This window comes from Thermomonospora cellulosilytica (assembly GCF_014138835.1).
In the GTDB taxonomy this organism is placed as follows: Bacteria; Actinomycetota; Actinomycetes; order Streptosporangiales; family Streptosporangiaceae; genus Thermomonospora; species Thermomonospora amylolytica.
In genome coordinates, this window is sequence record NZ_JACJII010000001.1 from 16,934 (window position 1) to 37,521 (window position 20,588).

Here is a 20,588-nt window from a genome sequence, read left to right on the forward strand (position 1 = left end):
TCAGGCGATCCGGTCGATCACCAGCGGCAGCAGGTCGGGAGTGCCGCCCGGGACCACCGAGATCGCGCCCTCCAGCGCCTCCATGGCGCGGGGGAGGCGGGCGGCCTCGTCGGTGTAGAGGGTCAGCAGCGGCTGCCCGGCGGTGACCTCGTCGCCGGGGACGTGGTGCAGCACCACGCCCGCCCCGGCCGAGACCGGGTCCTCCTTGCGCGCCCGGCCCGCCCCCAGCCGCCAGGCCGCCACGCCGACCGCGTACGCGTCCAGCCCGGTCAGCACGCCGGTCGCGGGGGCGGTGACGACATGGGACTCGCGGGCGGTGGGCAGTTCGGCGTCGGGGTCGCCGCCCTGCGCGGAGATCATCCGCCGCCACACGTCCATGGCCGAGCCGTCGGCGAGGGCGTCGGCGGGGTCCTTGCCGTCCACCCCGGCCGCCGCCAGCATCTCGCGGGCCAGGGTGAGGGTGAGCTCCACCACATCCGGCGGGCCTCCCCCGGCGAGCACCTGCACCGCCTCGGCGACCTCCAGGGCGTTGCCGACCGTGCGGCCCAGCGGCCGGTCCATCGCGGTGAGCAGCGCCACCGTCCGCACGCCGTGGTCGGCGCCGATGGCGACCATGGTCTCGGCCAGCTCGCGGGCCCGCTCGGTGGTCTTCATGAACGCCCCGGAGCCGACCTTGACGTCCAGCACCAGCGCCCCGGTGCCCTCGGCGATCTTCTTGGACATGATCGAGGAGGCGATCAGCGGGATCGACTCGACGGTGCCGGTGACGTCGCGCAGCGCGTACAGCTTGCGGTCGGCGGGGGCCAGCCCGGCCCCGGCGGCGCAGATCACCGCGCCGACGTCGCGCAGCACGCGCAGCATCTCGTCGGTCGACAGCGAGGCCCGCCAGCCGGGGATGGACTCCAGCTTGTCCAGCGTGCCGCCGGTGTGGCCCAGGCCCCGGCCGGACAGCTGCGGGACGGCCGCGCCGCAGGCGGCGACCAGCGGGGCCAGCGGCAGGGTGATCTTGTCGCCGACGCCGCCGGTGGAGTGCTTGTCGGTGGTCGGCCGGTCCAGCCCGGACCAGTCCATCCGCTCCCCGGAGCGGATCATCGCCTCGGTCCACCGGGCGACCTCGGCGCGGTCCATGCCGTTCAGCAGGATCGCCATGGCCAGCGCGGACATCTGCTCCTCGGCGACCTCGCCGCGGGTGTAGGCGTCCACCACCCAGTCGATCTGGGCCGGGGTCAGCCGGCCGCCGTCGCGCTTGGTGAGGATGACGTCGATGGCATCCACGGGTGTTTCCTCCGGGCGGGCTCTAGGCGAGCCGGGTCAGGTCGTCGGCGCCGAACGCGTCCGGCAGCACCTCGGACATGGGCAGGACGCCCCGGGCGGTCTCCAGCAGCAGCCGCGGGCCGCCGTGCTCCCACAGCAGCTGGCGGCACCGGCCGCAGGGCATCAGCGGGTCGCCGTTGCCGTCCACGACGGCCAGCGCGACCAGCACGGGACGGGTCGACCCGGCGGGCCTGTCCGGCCCGTACAGCGCGGAGACCACGGCGCACTCGGCGCACAGGGTCAGCCCGTAGGAGGCGTTCTCCACGTTGCACCCGGTGATCAGCCGGCCGTCGTCGACCAGGGCCGCCGCGCCCACCGGGAACTTCGAGTACGGGACGTAGGCGCGCCCCATCGCCTCCCGGGCGGCGTCCCGCAGCCGGGCCCAGTCGATCTCCGTCATGGGGACACCGTACGACAGCCGCGACCGTCCCTCCGACATCGGCCGATACCGACATATGGGACAGACCGCTAGGGCGGACCAGGTACGATCACTGCGCCGCGACCGGAGTGACGACGGACTGCCCGGACAGCGTCCGCCCAGGTGGGGAGCAGGTGGGGATTGTCTCTGGATGCCTGCGGTTGCATAACGGTCTCCCCACAAGTTGGCAGTCGCGTGGCAGGCGTTATGTCCGGACGTTGATGCTTGTCGACAGATCGGGCGACCAGAACGGTTCTGCGCCCTGTGTCATGCACTAGGAGGCATGGTGGCTAAGTTGATGCGGCTGGTCGCCGGGGCGGCCGGGCTCGCCCTCGTGATCGCCGGCTGCGGCTCGGCTCCCGAGGAGGGCGGCGGCGGCGCCGCGGGCGCCTCGGACTTCTCGGCCTGCATGGTGACCGACACCGGCGGCATCGACGACCGCTCGTTCAACGCGGCGTCGTGGGCCGGCATGCAGGCGGCGTCCAAGAGCACCGGCGCCAAGGTGCAGTACGTCGCCTCCAGCAGCGAGAACGACTACGTCCCCAACATCAACCGGCTGATCTCGCAGAAGTGCGACCTGGTCGTCGCGGTCGGCGGGCTGATGGCCGAGGCCACCGGGCAGGCCGCCAAGGCCAACCCGAACCAGAAGTTCGCCATCGTGGACTCGGTGTCGGTGCCGCCGAACGTGTACGGCATGGAGTTCAACACCGCGCAGAGCTCGTTCCAGGCCGGCTACCTGGCCGCCGCGATGAGCAAGTCCGGCAAGGTCGCCACCTTCGGCGGGCTGCCGATCCAGCCGGTGACGATCTTCATGGACGGCTTCTACGAGGGCGTCCAGTACTACAACAAGCAGAAGAACAAGAAGGTCGAGGTGCTCGGCTGGAACGAGGCCAACCCCAAGTCGGGCTCGATGGCCAACTCGTTCACCGACCAGGGCGCCGGCAAGCGGATCGCCAGCAACTTCATCCAGCAGGGCGCCGACATCATCTTCCCGGTCGCCGGCGGCACCGGGCTGGGCGCCGCCGCCGCGGCCAAGGAGAGCGGCGGCAAGGTCAGCGTGATCTGGGTGGACACCGACGGCTGCGAGTCGGCCAGCCAGTACTGCGACGTGTTCCTGACCAGCGTCACCAAGGGCATCGCCAGCGCGGTGCAGACCACGGTCGAGACGGCGGCCAAGGGGCAGCAGCTCACCGGCTCCTACCTGGGCACCCTGCAGAACGGCGGCACCGGGCTGGCCCCGTTCCACCAGTTCGACTCCAAGGTCCCGGCCGAGCTGAAGGCCGAGCTGGAGCAGATCAAGCAGGACATCATCGCCGGCAAGATCAAGATCACCTCGCCGAACCAGCCGAAGAGCAGCTGATCGGCAGCACGTCCGCGGCCGTGGGGCGGGACCGCACCGGGTCCCGCCCCGTGGCGCGCCCGATGACCGCCCGCGGCCCACGGCCGGCGGGCGCACGCCGCACGAGGAGGTCGGCGGTTGAGTCTTGAGCTCCGCGGGATCACCAAGCGCTTCGGATCGCTGGTGGCCAACGACGGCATCGACCTGGAGGTCCGCCCCGGGGAGATCCACTGCCTGCTCGGCGAGAACGGCGCGGGCAAGTCCACCCTGATGAACATCCTGTACGGGCTCTACCAGCCCGACGAGGGCCAGATCCTGATGGACGGCCGGGAGCTGACCATCGGCGGCCCCCGGGACGCCATCGCGGCCGGCATCGGCATGGTGCACCAGCACTTCATGCTGGTCCCGGTGTTCACCGTGGCGGAGAACATCATGCTCGGCGACGAGCGCACCGGCCCGCTGGGCTGGCTGGACCGCCGCCGCGCCCGCCGCGACGTGGCGGAGGTCTCCGCCCGGTACGGGCTGCAGGTCGACCCGGACGCGCTGGTCGCCGACCTGCCGGTGGGCGTGCAGCAGCGGGTGGAGATCATCAAGGCGCTGATCCGCGAGGCCAGGGTGCTGATCCTGGACGAGCCCACCGCCGTGCTCACCCCGCAGGAGACCCAGGAGCTGTTCGCGGTGATGCGCTCGCTGCGCGAGGCGGGCCGCTCCATCGTCTTCATCACCCACAAGCTCAAGGAGGTCAAGGCGATCGCCGACCGGATCACCGTGATCCGGCGCGGCACGGTCGTCGGGACCGCCACCCCCGACGCCTCCGAGGTGGAGCTGGCCGGGCTGATGGTGGGCCGCCAGGTGCGGCTCACCGTCGACAAGGAGCCCGCCGCCGTCGGTCCCGATACCGAGCCCGCGTTCTCGGTCGAGGACCTGACCGTGCTGGACGAGTCCGGCCAGGCCGCGGTGGACGGCGTCAGCTTCGACATCCGGCCCGGGGAGATCCTGGGCATCGCCGGCGTGCAGGGCAACGGGCAGACCGAGCTGGCCGAGGCGATCCTGGGGCTGCGCCCGGTCGCCGAGGGCCGGATCGTGCTGGACGGCGCGGACCTGACCGGCCGCTCCCCCCGGCAGCGGCTGCGCGCCGGGGTCGGCTACGTCCCCGAGGACCGCAGCCACGACGCGCTGGTCGCCGACTCCAGCGTCGCCGAGAACCTGGTGCTGGACCTGTACGACCGGCCGCCGTTCGGACGGCGCGGGACGATGGACGTGCGGGCGGTCCGGGAGAACGCCGAGCAGCGGGTCGGCGAGTTCGACATCCGCACGGCCTCCATCGACACCCCCGTCGGCACCCTGTCCGGCGGCAACCAGCAGAAGGTGGTCGTCGCCCGGGAGATGTCCCGGCCGCTGCGGCTGCTGGTGGCCGCCCAGCCGACCCGGGGCGTGGACGTCGGCGCGATGGAGTTCATCCACAAGCGGATCGTGGCCGAACGCGACCAGGGCCGGCCGGTGCTGATCATCTCCACCGAACTGGACGAGATCTACGGGCTGGCCGACCGGATCGCGGTGATGTACCGGGGGAAGATCATGGCGATCGTCCCGCCGGACACCTCCCGCGAGCACATCGGCCTGCTGATGGCCGGCGCCCACCCGGACGGGCCGGCCGTTCCGGACGATCCGGCCGAGGCGACCGAGCCGGCCGAGGCGACCGGGGCCGACGCGCCGGCCGGCGCACAGGACACCGAGAACGCGAAGGGCGGCGACGATGAGTGAGCAGGCGGCGCCCGCCAAGGACGCCGGCACCGGCGAACCGCCGGAGGCCGACCGGTTCCGCAGGCTGGCCGCGCAGGTCGTGGCCGGACCGCCGTGGGTGGTCACGGTGCTGGCGGTCCTGCTGGCCATGCTGGTCGGCGCGGTGCTGATCATCGTGTCCGACCCGGAGGTCACCGCGACGTTCGGGTACTTCTTCGCCCGGCCCAGCGACGCGATCACCGCCTCGTGGGAGGCGGTGTCCACCGCCTACCAGGCGCTGTTCCGCGGCGCGATCTTCAACCCGGACGCCACCGCCACGTTCACCGACGTGCTGCGGCCGATCAGCGAGACGCTCACCGAGGCCACCCCGCTGATCTTCGGCGGGCTGGCGGTCGGGCTGGCGTTCCGCGCCGGGCTGTTCAACATCGGCGGCCAGGGCCAGCTGATCATGGGCGCGATCGCCACCACCTGGGTCGGCTTCACCCTCGACGCCCCCGGGATCGTGGCGCTGCCCGCCGCGGTGCTGGCCGGTCTGGCCGGCGGCGCGCTGTACGGCGGGCTGGTCGGCTGGCTCAAGGCGCGCACCGGGTCGCACGAGGTGATCGTCACGATCATGCTCAACTACGTGGCGTTCCTGCTGCTGGGCTATCTGATCGGCAGCGAGGCGTTCCGCGACCCGGACAACCCGCAGCCGATCTCCAAGCCGGTGAACGAGGCGGCGCGGCTGCCGCACCTGTTCGGCGACTCGCTGCGGGTCAACGCCGGGCTGCTGCTGGCGCTGGCCGCCGTGGTGTTCACCTGGTGGCTGCTGAACCGCTCCACGCTGGGCTTCCAGCTCCGCGCGGTGGGCGCCAACCCCAACGCCGCCCGCACCGCCGGGATGAGCGTCGGATACGGGCAGACCATGGCGATGCTGATCTCCGGCGGGCTGATGGGCCTGGTCGGGGTGTCGCAGGTGCTCGGCACCGCCAACGCCAACAACGCCCTCACCCAGCAGATCGACGCCGGGCTCGGCTTCACCGCGATCACCGTGGCGCTGCTGGGGCGGGCCTCGCCGGTCGGCACCGTGGCGGCGGCGCTGCTGTTCGGGGCGCTGCAGGCGGGCGGGCGCGAGATGCAGGCGGCGGCCGGCGTCTCGATCGAGATCGTCACCGTCATCCAGGCCCTGATCGTGCTGTTCGTGGCGGCTCCGGCGCTGGTGCGCGGCATCTTCCGGCTGCGCGGCGAGGGCGGCGGGTCCACCGGCCTGCTGGCGAAGGGATGGAACGGCTGAGATGAGCGACACGCTGACCCCCACGGCCGGGCCGGCCGCGGCCACCGCCGCCGCCACCGACCGGGGCCACTGGTACGTCGGCGGCGCGATGACCCTGGTGGGCCTGTACGCGCTGTGGGCGTTCGGGCTCGGCAGCCGCACCGACGACGGCGCGCAGGCCACGTTCAACCTGAACCTGGTGGGCGGCGAGGGCGTCCAGGTCCCCGACCTGACCGTGCCGGCCGCGCCCACCGCGATCGCGCTGTCGCTGGTGTGCGTGGTGGTGGGGCTGCTGCGGGCGGCGCTGCGGCTGACCGGCCGCCGCCGCGTCGCCGCCACCACCGCGTACCTGGTGGCGTTCGTGGCGGCGTTCCTGGTGTGGGCGACCGCCGGGCACAGCCTCAACTTCACCTCGGTGCTGAACGCGACGGTGCTGGCGGCGACCCCGCTGATCCTGGGGGCGCTGTGCGGTGTGCTGTGCGAACGCTCCGGCGTGATCAACGTGGCGATCGAGGGGCAGTTCCTGGTCGGGGCGTTCGCCGCCGCGTTCTTCGCGTCGATCACCGGCAGCCTGTGGGCCGGGCTGGTCGCCGGGTCCCTGGCGGGCGGTCTGCTGGGGGCGATGCTGGCGGTGTTCGCCAACCGCTACCTGGTGCAGCAGGTGGTCCTCGGCGTGGTCGTCAACCTGTTCGCGGCGGGCCTGACGGGCTTCCTGTACGAGCGGCTGATGCAGACCAACCCGGACTACAACAAGACCATGGCGTTCGGGGCCGTCGACATCCCGCTGCTGTCGGACCTGCCGGTGATCGGGCCGGTGCTGTTCGGGCAGAACGCGGTCTTCTACATCACGGTGGTGCTGATCGCCGTGGTGCAGATCGGCCTGTTCCACACCCGCTGGGGCCTGCGCACCCGCGCGGTCGGCGAGCACCCCACCGCCGCCGACACCGTCGGCATCCGCGTGGTGGCCATGCGGTACCGCAACGTCGTCCTCGGCGGCATGATCGCGGGCCTGGGCGGCGTCTGGCTGACCATCGGCCTGAACATCACCTTCAACAAGAACATGGCCGCCGGGCAGGGCTTCATCGCCCTGGCCGCGCTGATCTTCGGCCGCTGGTCCCCGCTGGGCGCGGTGTCGGCCGCCCTGCTGTTCGGCTTCGCCGGCGGCGTCTCGGTGTCCCTGCAGCCGCTGGAGACCCCGGTGCCCACCGCGTTCCTCAGCATGACCCCGTACCTGGCCACCATCTTCGCCGTCGCCGGCCTGGTGGGCGCCGTCCGCGCCCCCGCCGCGGACGGCATCCCCTACACCAAGAGGTAGCCGGACCGGAACCCCACCGTCGCCGCCGGGACGCGCCTCGCATCCCGGCGGCGACGCCGTTTCCGGCGTGAGATCCAGCCACACCCGGAAGCCGCACCGAGCCACCACACGCCGGGACGGACGGTCAGGCGCCACCGGTCACCGTGACAGCCGATCGCACGCCGGGAAGTCCGTGCCAAGTCGCCACGTCCGTGCCGAGCCGCCGTGCGCCGGGGCGGGCGGTCAGGCGCCGCCGGTGACGGTGATGGCCTGGCCGGTGATGCCGGTGTTGGCGGCCGAGGCCAGGAAGACCACCGGGGCGGCGACCTCGGCGGCGGTCAGCAGGCGGCCGATGGGCGTCAGGGCGCTGTAGTGGTCGGCCCACTGGTCGGTGACGAAACCGTTGGTGTCGGTGCGGGTCAGGCCCGGCATGACGACGTTGGACAGGATGTCGCCGTCCTTGCCGAGCGAGAACGCCAGCGAGCGGCTGAACCCGTGCAGCGCCGCCTTGGCCGCCGCGTAGTACTCGCTGCCCGCCCCGCCGTCCGTGGCCAGGCTGGAGGAGATGTGCACCATGCGGCCCCACTCCCGCCGCCGCATGACCGGGGTGACCTCGCGGCTCAGCCGGATCGCGCCCTCGATGTTGTGGCGGACCGTGGCCTGCCAGGACTCGTCGGGAACGGTCTCGTACCGGCTCTCGGGGTCGGGGGCGTCCGCGCCCCAGTGCACGGCGTTGTTGACCAGCACGTCGATCCGCCCGGTCCAGTCCGTCGCGGCGCGGGCCAGGGCGGCGGTCGACCCGGGGTCGGCCATGTCGTGGCGGACCGCCAGCGCCCGGCCGCCGGCCTGCTCGATCTCCTTGGCCAGCCGTTCGGCCTGGTCCCGCGCCCGGTGGTAGGTGAGCACCACGTCCGCGCCCTCGGCGCCGAACCCGCGGGCGATCTCGCGGCCGATGCCGCCCGACGCTCCGGTGACGATCACGGTCCGGCCGTTCAGTCCAAGATCCATCTCAGTGACTCCCTGTCGTTCGTCGATGGATCCACCGTGTCGCCGCCGGAACGGGGCAACCAGACCGCGCCGAGACTGGCCCCGGCAGGGCCATGATCGGCGGCTCGTCGGCGGTTAGGTTGGGGGGCATGAGCGGCAACGAGCTGGGCGCGTTCATCAGGTCCCGTCGCGAGGCGATCACCCCCGACCAGGTGGGGCTGCCGACCGGTCCCCGCCGGCGCACCCCCGGGCTGCGCCGGTCGGAGCTGGCCACCCTCGCCGGGATCAGCGTGGAGTACCTGACCCGCCTCGAGCAGGGACGCGACCGGCATCCGTCGTTCCAGGTCCTCGGGGCACTGGCGGACGCGCTGCGGCTGTCCACCGCCGACCGGGACGTGCTGCGCCGCACCGCCAAGGCGATGCACGGCTCCGGCATGTGCATGTTCGGGCTGGAGCCGCCGTCCCGCACCGTCCGCCCGACCCTGCGGACCCTGCTGGAGCGCCTCGAGCCCACCCCCGCCGCCGTCCTCAACCGGCTGAACGACGTCCTCGCCCACACCGTGGCCTTCGAACGCCTCACCGGCCCGCTCGGGCTGCTGGACGGCGACCCGCCCAACGTGACCCGCCACGTGTTCACCGATCCGCGGGCCCGCGCCGCCTATCCCGACTGGGACCGGGTCGCCGACGAGCAGGTGGCCTACCTGCGCACCGAGGCCACCGGGGACGATCCGCACGTGGCGGAGTTCACCGACGAGCTGTCCCTGGTGGCGGGCGCCTCGTTCACCTCTCGCCTGCGGGCCGTCCCCAGCCTGCCCCCGCGCACCGGCGTCCTCCGCCTCGCCCACCCGGAGGCCGGCGAGCTGCGGCTGGCGTACGAGACCCTCGACGTCCCCGCCGACGACGGCCAGCGCCTGATCGCCTACCTCCCGGCCGACGACTCCACCTCGGCGGCCCTGGACCGCCTCACCGGCCGCCGCCCCGGCACCCTCCGCGCCGTCGCCACCTGACGGCCGCCGCGGCGGTCAGGCCCGCCGCTGGTAGGCGCGCAGGGACAGCGGCATGAAGATCGCCACCAGCAGTACGGACCAGGCGATCGTGGCGAGGATCGGGTGGGCCACGGGCCAGGCGGCGTCGGCGGTGGGGGCGCCGGGGTTGCCGAACAGGTCGCGGCAGGCGGCGGTGAGGGCGCTGACCGGGTTCCAGTCGGCGATCACGCGCAGCCAGACCGGCATCCCCTCGGTGGGCACGAACGCGTTGGACAGCATGGTGACCGGGAACAGCAGCGGCATCAGCTGGTCGGCGACCTGCTCGTTCCTGACCCTGAACCCCAGGTAGCAGCCCACCCAGCTCAGCGCGTACCGCAGCAGCGTCAGCAGCGCGAACGCCGCCAGCGCGCGCAGCGGCCCGTCGTTCGGCCGCCAGCCGACCAGCAGGCCCATCCCCGCCATGATGACCAGGTTGAGCAGCCCGGACAGCACGTCCGCCCCGGTCTGCCCGAACGGCACCGCCAGCCGCGACATCGGCAGCGAGCGGAACCGGTCCATCACCCCGCGCGAGGCGTCGGTGGCCACCTTGAGGGTCAGCGCCATCACCGAGCTGAAGGTGACCATCGCGAACAGCCCCGGCATCAGGTACTCGCGGTAGTCGCCCCCGCCGGGCACCCTGATCGCGCTGCCCATGATGTAGCCGAACATCAGCACCATCAGGGCCGGGAAGAGCAGCGCCGCGACCAGTTCGCCGGGCTCGTGCCGCATCCGGCGCAGTTCCCGTTCGACCAGCGTGAGGCCGTCCTCGATCGTCCAGCGCAGCGACGTGCCCATCAGGCGGCCTCCCCCTCGGCCGCGGCGGCGTCCGGTTCCCGGGCGGGCCTGCCGGTCAGGTGCAGGAAGACCTCGTCCAGGGACGGGCGGCGCAGGGCGATGTCGGCGATGGCGACCCCGGCGCGGTCGAGTTCGCGGACGGCGTCGGCGAGCCGCAGGTCCACCGGGGCCGGGGCGGTCAGCCGGCGGTGGTCGGGCGCGTCCGGGTCGGCTCCGGTCATGCGGGCCAGCACGGCCGACGCCGCGGGCAGCGCGCCGGCGTCCTCCAGCAGCACGTCGATCCGGCTGCCGAGGGCGGCCTTGAGCTCGTCGGGCGTGCCCTGCCCGATCACCCGGCCGTGGTCGATCACCACGACGTCGTCGGCGAGCCGGTCGGCCTCCTCCAGGTACTGGGTGGTCAGCAGCACGGTGGTGCCGTCGGACGCCAGCGTGCGGACGGCGTCCCAGATCTCGCCGCGGCTGCGGGGGTCCAGCCCGGTGGTGGGCTCGTCCAGGAACAGCACCTTCGGCGCGACGAGCAGGCTGGCGATCAGGTCCAGGCGGCGGCGCATCCCGCCGGAGTAGGCGCCCGCCACGCGGTCGGCCGCGTCGGCGAGGCCGAAGCGTTCCAGCAGTTCGTCGGCGCGCCGCCGGGCCCGCGCCCGCGACAGGTGGTGCAGGCGGCCGAACATCCGCAGGTTCTCGCGGCCGGTCAGCCGCTCGTCCACGGCGGCGTACTGCCCGGCCAGCCCGATGAGGGCGCGCACCCGGTCGGCCTCGCGCACCACGTCGTGCCCGGCGATCCGGGCGTGCCCGGCGTCGGGGCGGGCGAGCGTGGCCAGGATGCGCACCGCCGTGGTCTTGCCGGCCCCGTTGGGCCCGAGCAGCGCGCAGACGGCGCCGGGCGGCACCGCCAGGTCCAGGCCGCGCAGCGCGTGGACGTCGCCGAAGCGCTTGTGCAGCCCTTCGGCGACGACGATCGGTTCGGTCATCACGGCTCCGTTCTGGGTACACCGTACGCGGTTGTCGTGCGCGGCCAGAGTACGAACTGAGTACGATGTACGCAACCCCGTTCACCGGAGGAGGGAGATCCGCTTGGGCGACGACGCGCCCGACATCATCTGGCTGCGCCCGGAGCGCCCGGCCCGGGGACCGCGCCCGGCCTACAGCAGGGCGCAGATCACCGCGGCCGCGATCCAGATCGCCGACGCCGAGGGGCTGGAGGCCGCCTCGATGCGCCGGGTGGCGGCCGAGATCGGCGCGGGCACCATGTCGCTCTACCGCTATGTGCCCGGCCGCGAGGACCTGGTCAACCTGATGGTCGACGCGGTCTACGGCGAGCTGGACCTGCCCGACGAGCCCTCCGGCGACTGGCGCGCCGACCTGACCCTGCTGGCGCACGCCCTGCGCGCGGCGTCGCGGCGCCACCCGTGGTTCACCGACATCCGGGGGGTGCGCCAGAGCTTCGGGCCGAACACGCTGCGCTTCCTGGAGTTCGGCATGGGCGCCCTCGACGGGCGCGGGGTGCCGGTCGACGAGATGATGGCCCTGTTCGGGATCTTCCAGGGCTACGTGACCGGGTTCGTCCGCGAGGAGGCCTTCTGGATCGAGGAGGAACGCCGCACCGGCATGACCCGCGAGCAGTGGATGGCCCACTCCGGGCCGTACGTCCACCACATCCTCGACAGCGGGGACTATCCGGTCTTCAGCAAGATCATCCTGTACGCCCGCCAGCCCCACATGGACGACGACGAGCGCTTCGCGTACGGCCTGGAACGCGTCCTGGACACCATCGCCGCCGCCCTCCCCGGCCCGGAGTGACCGCCGGGGGCCGGGGAGGACTCGGGCGCCGTGGTCCTCCGGCCCTCAGAACTCCCCGTTCCAGTCCGGGCGCGCGACGACGTCCGGGTGGGCGGCGATCCGCTCCGCCCGGCGGACGAAGTCCCGCACGGCATCCGCCCAGCTCATCCAGTCGCCCCAGGCGACGCAGACCTCCTGGCCGGACTCACGGCCGTCGACCTCGCTGTGCATGCCGACGCGGATCCTCCTCCCGTGCACGGGCACCCAGTAGTACTCGCAGTTCCCGCCCGCCGCGTCGACGTCGACCCTCAGGTCCGCCCCCGCGACGTCCGGCGGCCCGCCGGCGGCCACCACGTCGGCGAGGAAGGCGCGGATGTTGATCTGGTACATCTCCCACCGGGCGGCCTCCTCGGTGAGGTGCGTGATCGCCCCGTCCCACGCCTTGGGCTCCTCGTCCACCCAGATCGGCCCCTCCTCGCTCTCCGGCTCGGCGCGCAGCACCTCCAGCGGCACTCCCGGGATCTCGATTCCGGCGCCTCCGGCCTCGTCCCATGCGGGCGTGTTCAGCCTGTACCCGTGGTAACCGGGCCTGCCGTCGTCCGGAAACCACTCCGGATCCTCCTCCAGCGTGATCCGTCCCTGCCAGCCGGCGGCGGCCAGCCTGGTGCGCAGCGCCTCGGTCAGCTCGTCGCGCAGGGCCTCCGCGTTGGCGCGCGCGAGCCGCCGCCCGGTCTCCTCGTCGACCGTTCCGGGGGAGAAATCCATGATCAGAGTCTGCCCTGCCGCCCTCTACGATCGGCACCGAACGCCCGATCCCGGAGAACGGAGCACCCCGGATGCCCGCACCCACAGTGGTCGAGATCCCGCAATGGCAGGGCTCGGCGTCGCCCGAGGCGCCCCGGCTGGCCGAAGGGGCCCGCCTGCTCGCCGGGCTGTTCCCCGGCTCCCGGCGGCTGCGGGCGAACGTGGACGACGCGCCGGGCGACACCCGCGACGGCGTACGCCACCTGGACGTCCTCGCCGCCAACCTGGCCGCGGCCCGTGAGGCGACGGCCGCCGGCGGGCACCCGGCCGTCACGATCGGCGGCGACTGCGGCATCGACCTCGCCCCGATCGAGGCCGCGCTGCACCGGTACGGCGACCGGCTGGCCGTGGTGTGGTTCGACGCCCACGGCGACCTGAACACCCCGCAGACCTCCCCCTCGGGGGCGTTCCACGGCATGGTGCTGCGGACCCTGCTCGGCGAAGGCCCCGCCGGCCTGACCCCCGCGCGCACGCTCACCCCGGCCCAGGTCACCCTCGCCGGGGTCCGCTCCCTGGATCCCGGCGAACGCGACTACGTCGAGCGCCACGGCCTGCGCCACCTCACCCCCGAGGCCCTGGCCGACCCCTCCGCCCTGGTCTCCTCCATCGACGCCGACGCCGTCCACGTCCACATCGACCTCGACGTCCTCGACCCGTCCACGTTCACCTCGATCGGCTATCCCGAGCCGGGCGGCCTCACCCCCGAGGCCCTGGCCGCCGCCGTCACCGCCCTGACCGCCCGCCTCCCCCTCGCCGGCCTCACCGTCACCGAGTACCAGCCGAACGACCCGCAGGACCAGGAGACCCTCAGCCGCCTGATCGCCGCCCTCGCCCCGTTCTAGGAACGCCGCGGTGCACGATCCCCACCGCATGGGCCGCGGCCAGCCCCGGCAGCGAGCCCTTGAGCACCACGAGCGCCTCGCGGTTCGGTCACCGCGGCGGCGCGTCGGTCTCATTCCGGGTCGGCGGGGAGGCGGCGGAGGGCCAGGAGGCCGCCTATGCCGGGGATGACGGCGCGCCGCCGGGCGGGCGTACCGGCGGGGATGAGCCAGGTGGCGGCGATGACGGTCAGATAGGCGGTGCCGTGCAGGGGGCCGACCAGGGAGGCGATCGCCTCGGCATGGGCGGTGAGCAGGTTGGCCAGGAGGACGGCCAGGGAGGCGGCCTCGACGGCGGCGGCGATCCGGAGGGTGCGCACGGCGTTCACACCCCCGTGGTGGAGCCGGGGCGGACGATCATCAGGACGACGACGATCGCCCAGAGCAGGTTGAAGATCCCAGTGAGCATGGCCAGCCGGGCCGCCGCCGCACGCCTGTCCGCGGCGGCGGTCCCGTCCGGGGCGGGGGTCAGCAGGCGTCGCTGGCCGGGGAGGATCGCCAGGGCCAGCAGGGCGGCGGCGATCGCGGTCAGGACGACGGACGCGATCAGCCAGGCATCGGTCAGCACGCCGAGTTCGGCTCCGGTGGCGAAGCCGAAGACCGGGACGGCGATCCCCACGACGGCGTACACCCGGCAGGTGCGGTGGAGGAACGCGGCGGTCCCGGTCTCCTCGTCGGCCGTCCGGCGCGCGTGGCGGGGGAACAGCGAGGCGGCCACGGCGACCGGGCCGATGGCCAGGATCGCGGCGAGCACATGGACGGACAGCAGCAGCTTGGTCATGAACGGTCCCGTGGATCGGCGGCCAATGGATTGGTTGCCAATCTATCTATCACGGTGGGTAGGCTGTCTATCCATGAGGGTCGACGCGGTACGGGGACATCTGGACGGCCTGCTGCTGTCCGTCCTGGAGTCGGGGCCGCTGCACGGATACGCGATCATCGCCGCGGTCCAGGAGCGCAGCGGCGGAGTGCTCGAGCTGCGCAAGGGCACCGTCTATCCGGCGCTCAACCGGCTGGAACGGCTCGGCCTGCTGCACAGCACCTGGCAGTCGGTCGGCGAACGGCGCCGCCGCTGCTACGAGCTGACCGACGCGGGGCGGCGCACCCTGGCCGCCGAACGGTCGGCGTGGGAGGAGTTCACGGCCGTGATCGGGTCGGTGCTCCGGCCGCTGCCCGGGCAGGCGACATGAGGGCGCCGCGCCGGCGGGCCGAGCCGGCCCCGGACGACGGCCCGATCGAGGAGTACGTCGCGGCCCTGGCCGTCGCCCTGCACGGCCCGGCGAGGGTCAGGGCCCGGATGGTCGGCGACATCCGCGACGGCCTCGTCGACACGGCCGACGCCTACGCGCAGGAGGGGATGCCCCCGCGGGACGCCGCCCGCGAGGCGGTGCGGGACTTCGGGCCCGTCGGCGAGATCGCGGCGAGCTGCCAGCGCGAGCTCACCGTCGTCCAGGCCCGCCACACCGCCCGGGTCGTCGCGCTGACCGTCCCGCTCCTGCTGGCCTGCTGGTACGCCATCCGCGCCGCCGACCCCGGCCTGCCGCCGGCCGCCCATCTGCTCGGCCTCCAGCTCGCCGCCGTGGCCGCCACCGCCGCCGTGTTCTCCTCGGCGACGCTGGTCGTCACCGGCTCCCTCGCCCGCCGGCTGCCCACACCGTCCCGGCTGCCCCTGGCCGTGGCGTGGACCGGGACGGCCGCCGCCGTGGCGGCGGCCCTGGCCACCGTCACGTTCGCCGTCACCGCCCTGTTCACCGCCGACTGGACCCTCCTGGTCCTCGCGGGCGCCCTGGCCGCCGCCGCCCACGCCACGATCGCCTCCTCGGCGCGGGCCTGCCGCCGGTGCGCCCACCTCCCCGTCCCCGAGCCGAACGCCCGGTCCTGAACGCCGGACGGCACGGCGCATCAGGGACCGATCGGCGTCCCGCCGAGCAGGAAACGGTCGGCCTCGGCGGCGGTGTCCGGGGTGAGGTCGTGCGGCGTCAGGGTCGTGACCTCACCGCGGAAGGAGCGGATCTCCCGGCACTCCACCGCGTCACCCCGCGTCCTCTCGTACCCGCGCCACTCCTCCACGCCGTGCCCGCCCTCTCCGAGTGATCGCCCTTTGCCGAGGTCTGCCGGCCGCCCTCCACGGAAGATGGAGGTCAGCGGCTATTCACTCAGTACATACACCGAGTGTATAGTAGGCCCATGTCGATACCGCACATCCTGCTGGGGCTGCTGGCCGAGCGGCCCAAGCACGGATACGAGCTCAAGCGCGAGCACGACGAGCGGCTGCCCGGTGCCAAGCCCGTCGCCTACGGGCAGGTGTACTCCACCCTGCAGCGACTGGAACGCGACGGGCTGGTCGCGGTCGCCGAGACCGTCAGCGACGGCGGCCCCGAGCGCACCGTCTACCGGCTCACCGACGAGGGCCGCGCCCGCATCCGGGCCTGGCTGGGCGAGGTCGAGCCGCCCGCCCCGTACGTGTCCGGCGCCCTGTTCACCCGGGTCGTGCTGGCCCTGGTCGCCGGCGAGGACCCCCAGCTCTACCTGGACCGCCAGCGCGCCGCCCATCTGGCGCGGATGCGGGAGCTGACGGCGGTCAAGACCGACCCCGACCGCACCGCCGCCCGGCTGCTGGCCGCCGACCACGCCCTGCTGCACCTGGACGCCGACCTGAGATGGATGGATCTGGCCGCCCGCCGCCTGGCGGACCTCACCAAGGAGATCGCGTGATGGCCCCCTTGCTGCAAGCCCGCGACATAGCCAAGTCCTTCGGCCGCACCCCCGCCCTGCGCGGGCTGTCGCTGACGATCGACGCCGGCGAGGTCGTCGCGGTCACCGGGCCCAGCGGGTCGGGCAAGTCGACCCTGCTGCACTGCCTGGCCGGGATCACCCGGCCCGACGCCGGGGAGGTCCGCTTCGGCGACACCCGGCTGGACCGGCTGGACGAGGAGACCCGCACCCGGCTGCGCCGCGACAACTTCGGCGTGGTGCTGCAGTTCGGGCATCTGGTGCCCGAACTGACCGCCGCCGAGAACATCGCGCTGCCGCTGATGTTCGCCGGCGCCGAGCGCCGGGCCGCGCACGCCGCCGCCGTCGAGTGGCTCGGGCGCGTCGGCGCGGTCGAATGCGCCCACCTGCGGCCCGGCGACCTGTCCGGCGGGCAGGCCCAGCGGGTCGCCGTCGCCCGGGCGCTGGCCACCGAACCGTCGGTGATCTTCGCCGACGAGCCGACCGGCGCCCTGGACACCATCGCCGGCGAGCAGGTCCTGGCCCGGCTGCTGGACGCGGTCCGCTCCCGCGGGACCACCCTGGTGCTGGTCACCCACGACAACCAGGTCGCCGCCTACGCCGACCGCGAGGTCATCGTCCGCGACGGCCGCCTGGCCGAACCGGCCGAGCCGTACCGGGAGCCGGACGCGACGCTGCCGGAGGCGACCCGATGAGCGCCGCCCTGACCGTCGCCGCGATGCTGGCCCGCGGCGCCTCCCACGCCGACCGGCGGGTCCGCCGCCTGATGATCGCCGCCGCCGCGCTGGCCACGTTCTTCCTGCTGGGCGCCGGCAACCTGCTGACCATCCGCGGCAACACCTACAGCGACTGGGCCGGGCTGGTCACCGAGGAGGGGCTGCGCGGCGGCACCGCGCTGGCGCTGGCGCTGCTGGTGGTCCCCCCGCTGGCGCTGCTGCACCAGGCCGGGCGGATCGCGCAGGCCACCCGGGAACGCCGGCTTGCGGCGCTGCGGCTGGCCGGCGCCACCCCGCGGGAGGTGCGGCTGATCGCCGCGGCCGAGGCGCTGCGCGTCAGCGTGGCCGGCGCGGTGCTCGGCGTCACCGGGTACGTCGTCTGCCAGCAGGCGGCCATGGCCGCGCTGTCGGTCGAGCGCACCGCCCGGTACGCGGCGCCGGTGTGGCTCGTTCCCCTGGTGGTGGCGGCGGTGGTGGCCGCCGGGGCGGTGACCGGCCTGCTGGCCTCCCGGCACGTGCTGGCCTCGCCGCTGGGCGTCAGCCGGCGGGCGCACCGGCCGCACCCGCGCGCCGTCGCGCTGCTGCCGCTGGGCGCGGGCCTGGTCATCATGGCCGTCGCGGCGTTCCTCCCGGAGGGGCCCGGGGTGACGCTGCAGTTCACCGGCGGCGCCGTCACCGTCGTCGGCATGGTGGCCGCCGGCAGCCGCCTGGTGCTGGAGTCGGCCCGCCTGGCGGCCCGGTGGGCCCGCACTCCGCAGACGCTGCTGGCCGCGCGGACCCTGCAGGCCGACCCGCGTTCGTGGGGCCGCACCCTGTCGGTGATCGGCCTGGTGGTGCTGTTCGGCACGGGGGCCGGCATCATCCAGGCCGACGTACTGGACGACGCCCTGCGCGACGACTCCTCGACCGACCCGTTCTGGCTGGTCAGCTTCACCCTGGTGGACCTGGCGCTGCTGCTGGCGCTGGCGGTGGCCGCCGTCGCCCTGGTGGTGCACCGCGCCGAGTGGCTGCTGGAGAGCCGCCGGTCGCTGGCGGCGCTGACGGCGTCCGGAACGCCGGTGTCCGCCCTGCGCCGAACCGCCCAGCGGCAGGCGCTGATCGCCGCCGCCCCGGTCTGCGCCGTGGCCGCGCTCACCGGGCTGATCGGCATGGGGGCGTTCACCGTGCTGGTGTCGGAGCCGACGACGTTCGTGGCCGCCTGGTCCCTGGGACGCGCCGTGCTGATGACGCTGCTGGGGATCGCCGCCGCGTCCGCCGTCACCGCCGCCTCCCGCCGGCTGCTGGCCCGCGCCGCCTCCCCCGAGCAACTGCGCACCGAATGACCCCGGCGTTCATCGGGCCGCCACGGGGACGGCCCGATGAACGCCGTGCCGGGGCGGGGAGGACGTCAGATCGGGACCTTCCGGACGCCGTCGTGATCGCGGATAACGGACCGGCGGCACATTGGTCATCTCCGCGCAATGCCAGCGTGGCGGCGAACGACCCCTTGCTACTTTTCGCATCGCTCTCATCACCTAGAGCAAGGGGGGAATCATGTCCGATGTCCGGAAGGGTCTGGCGGGGGCGCTGCTGGCCGTCGCCACGGCGATGACGGTCGCCGCCGGTCCGGCCGCCCACGCCGCCACCACGACCGCCGCCGACCACCGGGAGCCGCGCGGCCACGGCCAGTCGCACAACCACGACCACCCGTACGGCCACGGCCACGGTCACGGCCAGGGCCACGGCCACCCGTACGGCCACGGCCGGGTGCTGAGGTTCCGCTGCCACGTTCCGGCCCACCGCTGGAACGACAACTGCCTGCGGTTCACCGTGCCGCCGCGCGCCTCGGTGTACGTCTACAACCGGCGCTCCGGCTACCGCCCGGTGGCGTTCCGCATCCACCGCCACAAGCTCATCCTGCGGGAGGGATACCGGGGCCGGCTGTTCCACAACCACGGCCACCACCGCATCACCGTCGACCTGGCGGTGCGCAGCGCCCGCCACGCGCACCGCGGCTACACGAGCGGAGTGGTCTACATCAAGCGCCACTGACAGAGATGATGTAGATGAGCGCCTCCCGGCGGGGCCTGACCCAGCCACTGACTGACCTTGGGTCTTCAACGGGATATGTCGGCCTTGGCCGGGAGGCGCTCATGTGCGCTCACCGGGCGTGGCGTTGTGACTTCATAGGAGCCTGGCCAGAGGCCCCATCTCTGTCTTGTCCGCGTTGCCCGGCTGGTGCGTGCCGCCCTGCCCCCAGCCAAGACGACAGGACGACGATGCCCTCCATTACACCCCAACAGCAGGCCTTCGAGGTCACCGGTGGAGTCGACACCCACCAAGACACCCACACCGCCGCGGTGATCGACCAGGTCGGGCGAGTGCTGGGCACCGAGCAGTTCCCCGCCGATGCGGCCGGATACACCGCGCTGCTGGACTGGATGCGCCGGTTCGGGCGGCTGGGGCCGGTCGGGGTCGAGGGCACCGGCGCCTACGGGGCCGGGCTGGCCCGCCTGCTGCGCGACCAGGGCGTCCACGTCGTCGAGGCCGACCGCCCCGACCGCAAGACCCGCCGGTTCCAGGGCAAGTCCGACCCGATCGATGCCATCCAGGCGGCCAAGACCGCCCTGGCCGGCGAGCGGACCGGAACCCCCAAGCGGCGCGACGGCCGCGTCGAGGCGCTGCGCAACCTGCGGGTGGCCCGCCGCTCGGCGGTCGACCAGCGGGCCGACGCCCAGCGCCAGATCAAGGCCCTGATCGTCACCGCCCCCGACGAACTGCGCGAACGCCTGCGCGGCCTGCCGGTCACGCAACTGATCACCGTCTGCGCGAGCCTGCGGCCCGACCGGGCCGACGCCGCGTCACCGGCCACCGCCGCCAAGATCGCCCTGCGCTCGCTGGCCCGCCGCCATCAGCAACTGTCGGCCGAGATCACCGATCTGGACGAGCTCCTCGCCCCGCTCGTGGCCGCGATCAACCCCCGCCTGGTCGCCGCCAACGGGCTCGGCACCGACGTCGCCGGCCAGCTGCTGGTCACCGCCGGCCAAAACCACGACCGGCTCGTCTCCGAGGCGGCGTTCGCCATGCTCTGCGGCGCCGCCCCGATCCCCGCCTCGTCCGGCAAGACCACCCGGCACCGCCTCAACCGCGGCGGCGACCGGCAGGCCAACGCCGCCCTCTACCGCGTCGTGCTGTGCCGCCTGCGCTGGGACCCACGCACCCGCGCCTACGCCGAACGGCGCACCAAGCAAGGCCTGTCCAAGAAAGAGATCATCCGATGCCTGAAGCGTTACATCGCCCGCGAGCTCTACCAGATCATCACCACATCAAACGATCTTGAACTCGCCGCTTGACATCCATAGGAGCATCCACCGGCACGAGGAACGGCCCCGGGCCCACCCGGGGCCGTTTCGCATCTAAGCCCCACGTTCACCCCGCCCGCCTTCCGAGAACACACGCCCGGCCGCACACGTCCGCCGCGCCTGCTGCCGTTCAGGAACGGCGGGGCGGTCGCGCGCCCCTCCCGTCGTGA

At 73.6% G+C, this 20,588-nt stretch carries 23 protein-coding genes; 14 read left to right on the forward strand and 9 right to left on the reverse strand.

Annotated features, from left to right (window positions below; all coding sequences use genetic code 11):
* Positions 1-1,275 carry a thymidine phosphorylase gene (locus tag HNR21_RS00080; protein ID WP_182703564.1) on the reverse strand — a complete coding sequence of 425 codons (1,275 nt, stop codon included), beginning with the start codon at positions 1,273-1,275 and terminating at the stop codon, positions 1-3.
* Positions 1,276-1,297: 22 nt separating this feature from the next.
* Positions 1,298-1,714, reverse strand: coding sequence for a cytidine deaminase (locus HNR21_RS00085; protein ID WP_182703565.1), 417 nt, complete (start codon positions 1,712-1,714; stop codon positions 1,298-1,300).
* A 301-nt stretch (positions 1,715-2,015) separates the two neighbouring features.
* Here HNR21_RS00085 and HNR21_RS00090 point away from each other — a divergent pair, with 301 nt between their 5' ends.
* The 4 genes from HNR21_RS00090 to HNR21_RS00105 all read left to right on the forward strand — a co-directional run bounded on the left by HNR21_RS00090 (position 2,016) and on the right by HNR21_RS00105 (position 7,381).
* Positions 2,016-3,092, forward strand: a complete 1,077-nt coding sequence (locus HNR21_RS00090; RefSeq protein WP_220499985.1) for a BMP family lipoprotein — start codon at positions 2,016-2,018, stop codon at positions 3,090-3,092.
* A gap of 117 nt (positions 3,093-3,209) precedes the next feature.
* Positions 3,210-4,835 (forward strand): ABC transporter ATP-binding protein, encoded by a 1,626-nt coding sequence (locus HNR21_RS00095; protein ID WP_182703566.1) that lies wholly within the window; start codon positions 3,210-3,212, stop codon positions 4,833-4,835.
* Positions 4,828-6,087: an ABC transporter permease gene (locus HNR21_RS00100; protein ID WP_182703567.1), complete on the forward strand. Its 1,260-nt coding sequence runs from the start codon at positions 4,828-4,830 to the stop codon at positions 6,085-6,087. Before HNR21_RS00095 ends, HNR21_RS00100 begins: the two co-directional genes overlap by 8 nt.
* A gap of 1 nt (position 6,088) precedes the next feature.
* Entirely contained in the window at positions 6,089-7,381 is a 1,293-nt protein-coding gene (locus HNR21_RS00105; protein WP_182703568.1) for an ABC transporter permease, read from the forward strand.
* 222 nt (positions 7,382-7,603) lie between these two features.
* On the opposite strand, the gene HNR21_RS00110 is transcribed toward HNR21_RS00105, so the two are convergent.
* Complete coding sequence (locus tag HNR21_RS00110) at positions 7,604-8,368, reverse strand: SDR family NAD(P)-dependent oxidoreductase (protein WP_182703569.1); 765 nt, start codon at positions 8,366-8,368, stop codon at positions 7,604-7,606.
* A gap of 128 nt (positions 8,369-8,496) precedes the next feature.
* Here HNR21_RS00110 and HNR21_RS00115 point away from each other — a divergent pair, with 128 nt between their 5' ends.
* Positions 8,497-9,354, forward strand: a complete 858-nt coding sequence (locus tag HNR21_RS00115) for a helix-turn-helix domain-containing protein (protein ID WP_182703570.1) — start codon at positions 8,497-8,499, stop codon at positions 9,352-9,354.
* Between the two features lie 15 nt (positions 9,355-9,369).
* Here HNR21_RS00115 and HNR21_RS00120 read toward each other — a convergent pair whose 3' ends face one another.
* Together HNR21_RS00120 and HNR21_RS00125 are read right to left on the reverse strand one after the other, a co-directional pair.
* Positions 9,370-10,167, reverse strand: coding sequence for an ABC transporter permease (locus tag HNR21_RS00120; RefSeq protein WP_182703571.1), 798 nt, complete (start codon positions 10,165-10,167; stop codon positions 9,370-9,372).
* On the reverse strand, positions 10,167-11,138 hold the full coding sequence (locus HNR21_RS00125; protein ID WP_182703572.1) for an ATP-binding cassette domain-containing protein: 972 nt from the start codon (positions 11,136-11,138) through the stop codon (positions 10,167-10,169). The genes HNR21_RS00120 and HNR21_RS00125 overlap by 1 nt, the downstream gene beginning before the upstream one ends.
* A gap of 103 nt (positions 11,139-11,241) precedes the next feature.
* Between HNR21_RS00125 and HNR21_RS00130 the strand changes: the two genes are divergently transcribed.
* On the forward strand, positions 11,242-11,967 hold the full coding sequence (locus HNR21_RS00130) for a TetR/AcrR family transcriptional regulator (RefSeq protein WP_182703573.1): 726 nt from the start codon (positions 11,242-11,244) through the stop codon (positions 11,965-11,967).
* A gap of 45 nt (positions 11,968-12,012) precedes the next feature.
* Here the strand turns inward: HNR21_RS00130 and HNR21_RS00135 are convergent, their stop codons facing one another.
* Entirely contained in the window at positions 12,013-12,711 is a 699-nt protein-coding gene (locus HNR21_RS00135; protein WP_182703574.1) for a hypothetical protein, read from the reverse strand.
* 71 nt (positions 12,712-12,782) lie between these two features.
* Between HNR21_RS00135 and HNR21_RS00140 the strand changes: the two genes are divergently transcribed.
* The gene (locus HNR21_RS00140; protein WP_182703575.1) at positions 12,783-13,592 is read left to right on the forward strand and encodes an arginase family protein; all 810 of its coding nucleotides are present in this window, start codon (positions 12,783-12,785) and stop codon (positions 13,590-13,592) included.
* Between the two features lie 110 nt (positions 13,593-13,702).
* Here HNR21_RS00140 and HNR21_RS00145 read toward each other — a convergent pair whose 3' ends face one another.
* Together HNR21_RS00145 and HNR21_RS00150 are read right to left on the reverse strand one after the other, a co-directional pair.
* Positions 13,703-13,948 carry a DUF3817 domain-containing protein gene (locus HNR21_RS00145; protein WP_182703576.1) on the reverse strand — a complete coding sequence of 82 codons (246 nt, stop codon included), beginning with the start codon at positions 13,946-13,948 and terminating at the stop codon, positions 13,703-13,705.
* 5 nt (positions 13,949-13,953) lie between these two features.
* Positions 13,954-14,409, reverse strand: coding sequence for a DUF2269 family protein (locus tag HNR21_RS00150; protein WP_182703577.1), 456 nt, complete (start codon positions 14,407-14,409; stop codon positions 13,954-13,956).
* Between the two features lie 73 nt (positions 14,410-14,482).
* Here HNR21_RS00150 and HNR21_RS00155 point away from each other — a divergent pair, with 73 nt between their 5' ends.
* Together HNR21_RS00155 and HNR21_RS00160 are read left to right on the forward strand one after the other, a co-directional pair.
* Complete coding sequence (locus HNR21_RS00155) at positions 14,483-14,818, forward strand: helix-turn-helix transcriptional regulator (protein WP_182703578.1); 336 nt, start codon at positions 14,483-14,485, stop codon at positions 14,816-14,818.
* The gene (locus HNR21_RS00160) at positions 14,815-15,510 is read left to right on the forward strand and encodes a permease prefix domain 1-containing protein (RefSeq protein ID WP_182703579.1); all 696 of its coding nucleotides are present in this window, start codon (positions 14,815-14,817) and stop codon (positions 15,508-15,510) included. The genes HNR21_RS00155 and HNR21_RS00160 overlap by 4 nt, the downstream gene beginning before the upstream one ends.
* 20 nt (positions 15,511-15,530) lie before the next feature.
* On the opposite strand, the gene HNR21_RS00165 is transcribed toward HNR21_RS00160, so the two are convergent.
* Positions 15,531-15,698, reverse strand: a complete 168-nt coding sequence (locus tag HNR21_RS00165) for a hypothetical protein (protein WP_182703580.1) — start codon at positions 15,696-15,698, stop codon at positions 15,531-15,533.
* Between the two features lie 117 nt (positions 15,699-15,815).
* On the opposite strand from HNR21_RS00165, the gene HNR21_RS00170 reads away from it, so the two are divergent.
* The 5 genes from HNR21_RS00170 to HNR21_RS00190 all read left to right on the forward strand — a co-directional run bounded on the left by HNR21_RS00170 (position 15,816) and on the right by HNR21_RS00190 (position 20,409).
* A complete protein-coding gene (locus HNR21_RS00170) occupies positions 15,816-16,343 on the forward strand; it encodes a PadR family transcriptional regulator (RefSeq protein WP_182703581.1) in 528 nt (175 codons plus the stop codon).
* Positions 16,343-17,056 carry an ABC transporter ATP-binding protein gene (locus tag HNR21_RS00175; protein WP_182703582.1) on the forward strand — a complete coding sequence of 238 codons (714 nt, stop codon included), beginning with the start codon at positions 16,343-16,345 and terminating at the stop codon, positions 17,054-17,056. Before HNR21_RS00170 ends, HNR21_RS00175 begins: the two co-directional genes overlap by 1 nt.
* The gene (locus HNR21_RS35785) at positions 17,053-18,399 is read left to right on the forward strand and encodes an FtsX-like permease family protein (RefSeq protein WP_182703583.1); all 1,347 of its coding nucleotides are present in this window, start codon (positions 17,053-17,055) and stop codon (positions 18,397-18,399) included. The genes HNR21_RS00175 and HNR21_RS35785 overlap by 4 nt, the downstream gene beginning before the upstream one ends.
* Before the next feature lie 211 nt (positions 18,400-18,610).
* A complete protein-coding gene (locus HNR21_RS34565) occupies positions 18,611-19,108 on the forward strand; it encodes a hypothetical protein (protein WP_220499986.1) in 498 nt (165 codons plus the stop codon).
* Between the two features lie 227 nt (positions 19,109-19,335).
* Entirely contained in the window at positions 19,336-20,409 is a 1,074-nt protein-coding gene (locus tag HNR21_RS00190; protein WP_220499987.1) for an IS110 family RNA-guided transposase, read from the forward strand.
* Positions 20,410-20,588: the final 179 nt, after the last annotated feature.